This window comes from Halanaerobium sp. (assembly GCF_003070835.1).
The window spans coordinates 1-7989 of sequence record NZ_QBLR01000155.1 but is presented as its reverse complement, the minus strand read 5'-3'; the positions used below and the strand labels follow the sequence as shown (position 1 = coordinate 7989).

General features: G+C 31.6%; 11 protein-coding genes. 1 reads left to right on the top strand and 10 read right to left on the bottom strand.

The genetic code is table 11. From position 1 onward, the window contains the following. Positions 1–20: 20 nt before the first annotated feature. The 8 genes from CI949_RS13690 to CI949_RS13655 all read right to left on the bottom strand — a co-directional run bounded on the left by CI949_RS13690 (position 21) and on the right by CI949_RS13655 (position 5800). Complete coding sequence (locus CI949_RS13690) at positions 21–479, bottom strand: N-acetyltransferase (RefSeq protein WP_290767342.1); 459 nt, start codon at positions 477–479, stop codon at positions 21–23. Positions 480–555: 76 nt separating this feature from the next. Further along, positions 556–2043 (bottom strand): S41 family peptidase, encoded by a 1488-nt coding sequence (locus tag CI949_RS13685; protein ID WP_290767340.1) that lies wholly within the window; start codon positions 2041–2043, stop codon positions 556–558. 92 nt (positions 2044–2135) lie between these two features. Beyond that, the gene (locus CI949_RS13680; RefSeq protein ID WP_290767339.1) at positions 2136–2549 is read right to left on the bottom strand and encodes a pyridoxamine 5'-phosphate oxidase family protein; all 414 of its coding nucleotides are present in this window, start codon (positions 2547–2549) and stop codon (positions 2136–2138) included. A gap of 18 nt (positions 2550–2567) precedes the next feature. Continuing rightward, complete coding sequence (locus tag CI949_RS13675; RefSeq protein ID WP_290767337.1) at positions 2568–3152, bottom strand: GNAT family N-acetyltransferase; 585 nt, start codon at positions 3150–3152, stop codon at positions 2568–2570. Between the two features lie 96 nt (positions 3153–3248). Continuing rightward, the gene (locus tag CI949_RS13670) at positions 3249–3809 is read right to left on the bottom strand and encodes a DUF2975 domain-containing protein (protein ID WP_290767335.1); all 561 of its coding nucleotides are present in this window, start codon (positions 3807–3809) and stop codon (positions 3249–3251) included. Positions 3810–3852: 43 nt separating this feature from the next. Continuing rightward, on the bottom strand, positions 3853–4392 hold the full coding sequence (locus tag CI949_RS13665) for a GNAT family N-acetyltransferase (protein ID WP_290767333.1): 540 nt from the start codon (positions 4390–4392) through the stop codon (positions 3853–3855). Between the two features lie 104 nt (positions 4393–4496). Next, positions 4497–5288, bottom strand: coding sequence for a thymidylate synthase (locus tag CI949_RS13660; RefSeq protein ID WP_290767331.1), 792 nt, complete (start codon positions 5286–5288; stop codon positions 4497–4499). Further along, positions 5288–5800, bottom strand: a complete 513-nt coding sequence (locus CI949_RS13655) for a dihydrofolate reductase (RefSeq protein ID WP_290767329.1) — start codon at positions 5798–5800, stop codon at positions 5288–5290. Before CI949_RS13655 ends, CI949_RS13660 begins: the two co-directional genes overlap by 1 nt. 188 nt (positions 5801–5988) lie before the next feature. Between CI949_RS13655 and CI949_RS13650 the strand changes: the two genes are divergently transcribed. Continuing rightward, on the top strand, positions 5989–6498 hold the full coding sequence (locus CI949_RS13650) for a nitroreductase family protein (protein ID WP_290767327.1): 510 nt from the start codon (positions 5989–5991) through the stop codon (positions 6496–6498). Positions 6499–6511: 13 nt separating this feature from the next. Here CI949_RS13650 and CI949_RS13645 read toward each other — a convergent pair whose 3' ends face one another. Both CI949_RS13645 and CI949_RS13640 read right to left on the bottom strand, forming a co-directional pair. Further along, positions 6512–7273, bottom strand: coding sequence for an alpha/beta fold hydrolase (locus CI949_RS13645; RefSeq protein WP_290767326.1), 762 nt, complete (start codon positions 7271–7273; stop codon positions 6512–6514). 36 nt (positions 7274–7309) lie between these two features. Next, positions 7310–7989 (bottom strand): hypothetical protein (locus tag CI949_RS13640; protein WP_290767325.1); only part of this gene is annotated, 680 nt, incomplete at its 5' end.

The window sequence follows — 7989 nt, the reverse complement described above, 5'->3', positions numbered from 1 at the left end:
AATTAAAAAAGAAAATAAATTTATTTCTCCTTCTCATATAAAAATAAATAAAAATCCTCTTCTTTATTTGGCTGAATCTCAGCAACCTTAATATATCCATGTTTTTCATAAAAATAATGGTTCCTGTAATTTTGATATGGTGTATCTAGAGACCACTTTTTAGCATTTGGATATAAATTTTCTATAAACTCTATAGCTTTGTGTCCTATTCCTCTATTTTGGTAATCTGGACTTATAAAAATAGCCCCAAGTCTGTAATGTCCATTATTTTTATCAAATAGCCTTATTCCTCCAATTATTATCTTTTTAAATATAATTTTATAATACATACCACTATGAATCTGAGATTTATGCCAGTCAACAAAATTAATTCCTGGAGGAAATGAACCATATTTATCTTTATCATCTTGAAAAGCTCTAACCGCAATATTTCTAAGGATCTCTTCATCACCATTTTGAGCCTTTTGAAACTTAAGCATATTATTAACTCCTTATTTTCTCTAATTTCTTAAACAATTATTAATCCAGAATCAAATCAAGATTAATTTTTTTAAGTTAACTTATTTCTAATATTTCTAAAGAACGTTTCAACTGAGGGTCTCTCTGATTTAATATATCATTTATATCCTCTTTAACGATTATATCGGGTTTAATCCCTTTATTTTTGGGAAGACCCTCTACGGCAAGCTCATATACCAGAGTAGAATAATGAAGGCGCATCCTGGTATTATTTAAGACAATATCTTTTGAACTATCAGTACAGACATATGAACCACCAGTTTCACTTCCTACTATAGTACCAAGTTTATTGTATTTAAAAAATGCAGTAAAATGAGCTGATGTTGAAAAATTTGCTCCATCTGTTATCAGAACTACCTCTCCTTCAAAATTATTTTCAGCCTTTTCAATTGGGTCTGTAAAGCCCAATAATCGCTGGAGAAAAGGAAGCTCATCTGTAAAATATTCAGTTTCTTTATCAACTAGATAAGAAAGTAAAGCTTTTGACATAAATGGATTGGCCCCAAAGTTCCCTCTGAGGTCTATAATTAAATTAGAAATATTTCTCTTCTTTAAATTCAGGAAAAATTCTTCTAAAAATGAATCAAATTTTTCTTCATCTTCCTGCATGAAAACATTTAGATTAAGCAGGGCATAATCATTAACTATTTGATTATCATAATAATTTCCGTCCCTATAACCTGCAAAGTGAAGGCTCCAGGAAGTTAAGTTATAGCTTTTATTTTGTTCGGCATTTAAATTTGCAGTTAATAACTTTCCATCTTCGTTAAAATACTCAACCTTAAATTTATCTGAATTATCAACAAAATCATAGAATCTGCTGTTAAAATAGTTGCTGATTATATACCGCTGTTTTGCCTCACCATCTCCGTCACCACTAATATTTTCAATCAGTTTTTCTATAATTTTTTTGCTGCTCAAACCATTAATTGACTTAATTTTATTACCTGCCTTAATTCCACTTTCTGGATCATCTTCTAAGACAAAAAGTTCATCATTTATAAGAGTTACTTTTAGTGGGAAAAATTCTGCCTTATCTTCTCTATTTTTTTCTAGTGCTTCTGAAATATATAAGTTTGTATGACCACAGTTAATATCGGCAACTAAAGGATTAATTAATCTATAAAATTCTGACTCTGTCATTCCCTCTTCAATTAGACCATAAGTCTGAGCAAAATCTGCTTGCAATTCATTTTTATTAGCAAATATAAGTGGATTTTCATCCATAATAGTGCTTTCAATCTGTTTTAAATCCTGAACTAATTCCTCTCTGCTGTAGTTTTTATCTTGAGCAGCCTGCACATCAATATAAGTGCCGAAAAAACCTGTGTAATATAATATGAGAGCCGCCAGCAAGCAAAGAACAGTCCAACCCCCAAATATTTTTATTCTTTTCCCCTGCAGTTTCTTTCTTAATACAACAAATGAAAACATCAAGATAAGTGAGTAGAAAATAAAGATTACTGCAAATGAAATAATCGTATTAACTGGTAAAATGCTTGATTGATTTACTGAAAATATCATAAATACCCCTCCTAAAGATTTATTATAAATTAATAATATATTATTATATAAAAAAAGACACCCATCTAAAGTTAGGGATTTAAAATCATCTACTAACCAATATATTTAACATTATCCTCTCTGTCTGAAACAATGACTTCTTCAATCTTAAAAATTATTAAATTGATATTTTCTCCCAGAATAAATTGAGGCATCTCACAGTTTTTTATGTGCATTTTTCTATAGTACTCTTCTTTATTATCTCCCGTTTTTAAAGTTAAAGCTGTGCCTAAAAACGTAGCACTTTTATTAGTTGAATCTGAGAATATGAGTAGTGATATATTTTTGTTTTTTTGAATATTAGTATATTTTTTGCTATTTTTTCTACTGCTTAAGATAACAATATCTTCTGATTCCAGATAGGTAAAATTCATTAATGATAAATAAGGCTTCTCATCCCAACAGGTTGCCATACTACATAATTTATTGTTTTTCAGCAAATTCTTAATTTCTTTTGGAATTTTCATAATAACCTCTTTTCTTTTTTAAGCATTATAATACATATCGTAGACAACATAGCCTTCAATCTCTGCAAGTGCTCCAGGATAAGTTTCCTGACACATCATACATCTCGGTTCTTCCATAGGATAACCGCTGGTTGGATAAATATCATAGTTGCTTGAAGTTTCAAATCCAACTCTATTATAAAAATTAAAGTCGCCTTCAACTGTTATCCCTCGGTAATCCATTTCTTTTACTTTTTTAATTCCCTGAGTTAACATAGCAGTAGCTATTCCCTGTTTAAAGTGATCAGCATGGACTGCTACCGGTGCCAGCATTACTATATCAGTTTTAGCATTATTATGATGACCGCCTTCTTTGGTCGGAGATAAGGGGAAATGTGAGAACATAAAATGTCCGACAACTTTATTTTCAAGCTCTGCTACAAATGATAATTTCGGTATATAATACTTAGAGTCTCTAATCTCTTCAATTAATGCCACTACATCTGTACCATCTGAATATGGAGTCCCTTCCTTAAAAGATCGTAATACAAGTGACACAATATCTTGATAATCTTTATCTGTTTCTGGACGGATTTTAATATCTTTTCTGATTGATTTAGTCATTTTATTTTCCTTTCTAAAAAAACATTTTATTTTAACTTGCCAAAATTCTGAATATTTTTTGGCTTTTTTATTACATAATAAATAAAGACGGTAGCTTTAATCTTTATCCAATAAATCAATTACATCCTTTTCAGTTAAAGCATCTTTAGAATTAAAGTTTTCCTTTCGCGCTTTTACTATCCTCTCGATAATAGAGTCTTCAATTTTATCATATTCACTTTCGAGTAAGTTTTGAAAGAGATCAACAGCAACTGTAAGCACCAGAGAAGCAAAAAGAAAAAACATTCCAATTAGAATAACCCCTGGAGCATCATCTACTTCCCCAACAATATAAAAAAGCGGCAGGGCCAATAGATAAAGAAAGCTGATAGTATAACCATATCTTTTAATCTTATTTAAAGCATTTAATGTCGACTTAGAAAAAAACTCTTCTGCTTGAACATGGTTTAAAACTTTAAATATCTGAAATAAGAGAGCAAAAAACGGTACAGAACTAATATACATTATCGCTAGAATTGCATATAACACATAGGCCATCTTTAAACTGCTGGCTGCAGCATCCTCAGCTATTAAGGGTAAGACAAAGATCAATAATGCTGTGACAAGGAGCCCAATTAGAATTACAGCAGCTTTTAAAAATAGAGTTTTTAATTTCATAGATAAACCTCACTTTTTAAATTCTAAAAAATCACAAAAACTTCTACCAGTATTTTTGATCATTCAATGCTTCAACACTGTGGGAGACACCTGGAATAACTGGTATTTCATCATTATTTAAATTCTGGCCCAGCCATCCCTCAGGATAGGATAGTTTCAATGGAGCTTTTACTATTTCTTCTGATATTTTTTTATAACCAACTTTTGAGTAAAAGTTGATATCACCATAGGTGAAGACAAGTTCTATACCGTTTTCTTTTAAACCTTTGTGGCCAAAGTTAATTAAATTCTGTCCGATTCCTCTTCCCTGATATTCTGGAAGTACAGCAACCGGTGATAATAAAAAAGCTTTAAGCTTACTTTTTTCAAATTCTAAGCGAGTAAAAATAATACTGGCTATAATATGACCATTTTCAAGCGCATTGTAGGCAAATAGATCTTCTCTATTAGTTTTGGTCAATAATTCAAACGCCAGTTTCCCTATTAATTTTCCTTCTGCGTCTCCTTCTGAATCTGAAAAAGTTTTCACAAACAGTGCTTTAATTTTATCTATTTCTTCATTTTTATATTTTTTTAGTTCCATAATTAATTCTCCCTCAAAAACTAAATGATTTTTTTATATAAAGCCTGGCCCATTTTGAGCAGCCAGGCTATTATTATCCTTTTTTGTGTTATACTGTAAAATTATCAAACTGAAACTTCTCCCTTGATGGTAGGATGAGGATCATAACCGATCAGTTCTATATCTTCAAAATCAATTTCAAAAATATTATCAGTTTCTTTATTAATTTTAATCTGCGGTAAAGGTCTGGGTTTTCTACTCAGCTGTTCTTTTATCTGGTCAAAATGGTTGTGGTATATATGAACATCGCCACCGGTCCAGACAAATTCCCCAACTTCGAGACCAACTACATGGGCAATCATATGAGTTAATAAGCTGTAGCTTGCAATATTAAAGGGGACTCCTAAGAAAGTATCACAGGAGCGCTGATATAGCTGACAGGATAGTTTACCTTCAGCAACATAAAACTGAAATAGAAGGTGACAGGGAGGAAGAGCCATCTTGTCTAAATCTCCCACGTTCCAGGCATTTACGATTAATCTTCTGGAATAAGGATTTTCTTTAATCTGTTCAATAACCTCAGATATTTGATCGATTGTGCCCTCTCTGCCTTCCCAGCTCCGCCACTGGTGTCCATAAACATTACCTAAATCTCCATTTTCATCAGCCCATTCATCCCAGATATGTACATCATTATCATTTAAATATTTGATGTTGGTATCTCCCTTTAAAAACCAGAGCAGCTCATGGGCAACTCCTTTCCAGTAAACCTTTTTGGTGGTCATTAGAGGAAAACCTTCCTGGAGATCAAATCTCAGCTGATGACCAAAAATACTTCTGGTACCTGTACCTGTTCGATCTTCTCGATCGACTCCATTGTCTAAAATTTGTTGACACATCTCAAGATACTGCCTCATTAATAATCACTCCTAGAAATTATATTTTTTCGCTGATAAACATGATAAGAATATGAATAAGGATTATCGCTGTCAGTAGTTCCCTCTTTTTCTGACACCTTATCCCACTTCTGCCAGTCGAGTTTCGGAAAATATGTATCTCCAGAAAATTGATGCTCAATGATTGTTAGATATAATTTATCACTGTATGCTAAAAACTGTTTATAAATTTCTGCTCCACCGATAATAAAAGCCTCTTCTTTTTTCTTCAAAAATTCATCCAGTATTTCTTGCTTTGAATGAACTACTTCACAGTCTTCAGCTTCATAATCTTTATTTCTGGTTAGAATAATATTTCTCCTGCCTGGTAAAGGAAAACCAATTGATTCAAAGGTCTTCCTGCCCATTATTACTGGTGCTCCCATTGTTGTTTTTTTAAAATATTTCAAATCAGCCGGTAAGTCCCAGGGGATTTCACCCTGCACTCCTATTAATTGATTCTGATCCATTGCTGCAATTATTGATAAACTCACTCTATCACCATCCCAAATCTAGATAAATTTATATTGACTGTAATCATTATAGCAAGAAATCAAGACTTAAGAAAGGGTGAATAAATTATTGATTTTTAAATGATAATTAAAAAATTTGCAAAATCAGCATCTTCAATGATAATCTAAAATCAGAGCTCAAAATTAATCAAATAAAGGGAGGAATATTTATGTCTAATGAAACTCTTCAAAATATCAAAGAGCGGAGAAGTGTTAGGAAATATATTGATAAAAAAATACCGAGAGAAATTCTTGAAGAAATAATTGATTGTGCACGCCTGGCTCCTACTGGTAATAATAGACAGGCCTGGTCTTTTCTAGTTATTACTGATGCTGAAATTAAAAGTAAAATTGCTTCTTATGCCCGTTATGGTAGATTTATTGAAGAAGCTGGTGCCTGTATAGCAGTTTTTGTTAATCAGGATAAAGCTACTACTCCAGTGCAGGATGCCGCTGCAGCTACCGAAAATATTATGATAGCTGCCAAATCGTATGATCTGGGAACCTGCTGGGTTAATTCCTATCAGAAAGAGCATTCTAAAAAAATTAAAGAGCTGGTTAATTGTCCTCAGGAGATGGAATTAATGACTCTGATGTCTATTGGTTATTATGATCAGGATGATGTGAGTATGCCTGCTAAAAAATCTTTAACAGAAGTAATGGTCTGGGATAAATTTTAAATAGAACAATTTCTTAGTTATTAATTTTATTTATCATTTCTTTTATTTCGTTAATAACTAATTCAGGTTCATCTAGATGAATATAATGGCCGCTCTTTTCTGCTATTACAGTTTTGTTACTATCTGATAGGTTTTTATAATCTAATTGAAGCTCCTGTTCAATTTCTAATAATTTAGCTTCCGGCCAGTTAGGACCATAACATTTTGCTAAACCTCTAATAATAACTGTTAAGGGAAAATTAAATGTATTCTTGTATTTTAAGACCTGCTTATATGTTTTAATCTTATCAAGCATTTCGTTATTTAAATTCGGGTTCTTAAGATACTTTATAATTTTTTCTTTTTCTTTTCCTTTTAATACATTTTGAAAACTAATTTCTTTATTTACGGGAGCAGCATCAATTAATACCATTCCTGCTACATTGTCTGGATTGATGCTTGCAAATAATCTTGAAATCAATCCGCCAAAAGAATGACCTACTAATATAAAAGGTGGTCCTAAAGATGTTTTATCAACAATTTTAGTCAGATTCTGGACAATATCTATTCCACTCTTTGGGTCATCTTTGCTTTCACTTTTTCCTGTCCCTGTTCTATCATAAGAAAATGTTGAGGTGATTGATGATAATTCAGCCTGGACTTCTTTCCAGGTACTGCTGTCATCTCCTAAGCCTGATTCAAAAATAACTGTTGGCTTGCCGTTCTGGCAGTGTTTATAGTAGATTCTATGATTATTAATTTTATGATAGCCTTTATTATATTGAATAATTGACATGAGAATCTCTCCAGTTTTAGAAAAATATATTTGATTCTAAAATTCGAAATGTTGACAGATTAGTTCAAATTGTTGCTCAATGCTCATTTCAGTAGTTCTTTCTAAGACTTTTATATCATTTTTAATACAGGCATTCTTTATTTTGTTAGAAAATTTAACCATCGATTTATTGCTGTGTTTAATTGTTTGTTGAGGATTTTCTGTATTATTTTCTATACACTCAAGAATCATTTTGTGATCATCTCTATAAAAATATAAGTTTTCAATTTCTTCTTTTGAGGTAAAAAGTCCTATTATATTATTTTTAGAGATAAAAGGTAATATATCTTCTGGCATAACTCCCAAATCTACGATAACAGGCTTTTCATCTGGCATTTTTAATAGATCAACCACAAAGAACTCCATCATTTCCCGAGCAAATTCAACCAGCCACTGCAAATGTAAATCAACAGGTTTATTAAACCATTTATCCCAGTCTAAATCTTGATTAGGTTTTTGCAGAGCACTATGTATTTCTGGATTGGAAAAAGATCTGTATTTTAAAACATCATCTTTTAAAGTTTGAAAACCTAACTCATTTACAAATTTTTTGGTCATGGTAGTTTTTCCAGCACAGGGGCCACCATTTAGCCAGTAGACATGTTTTAATTTTTCTTTTAAATAATTATTATTTATTTTCATATCATACTTCTCCTTCAAAGGTAACGTCAAGTATT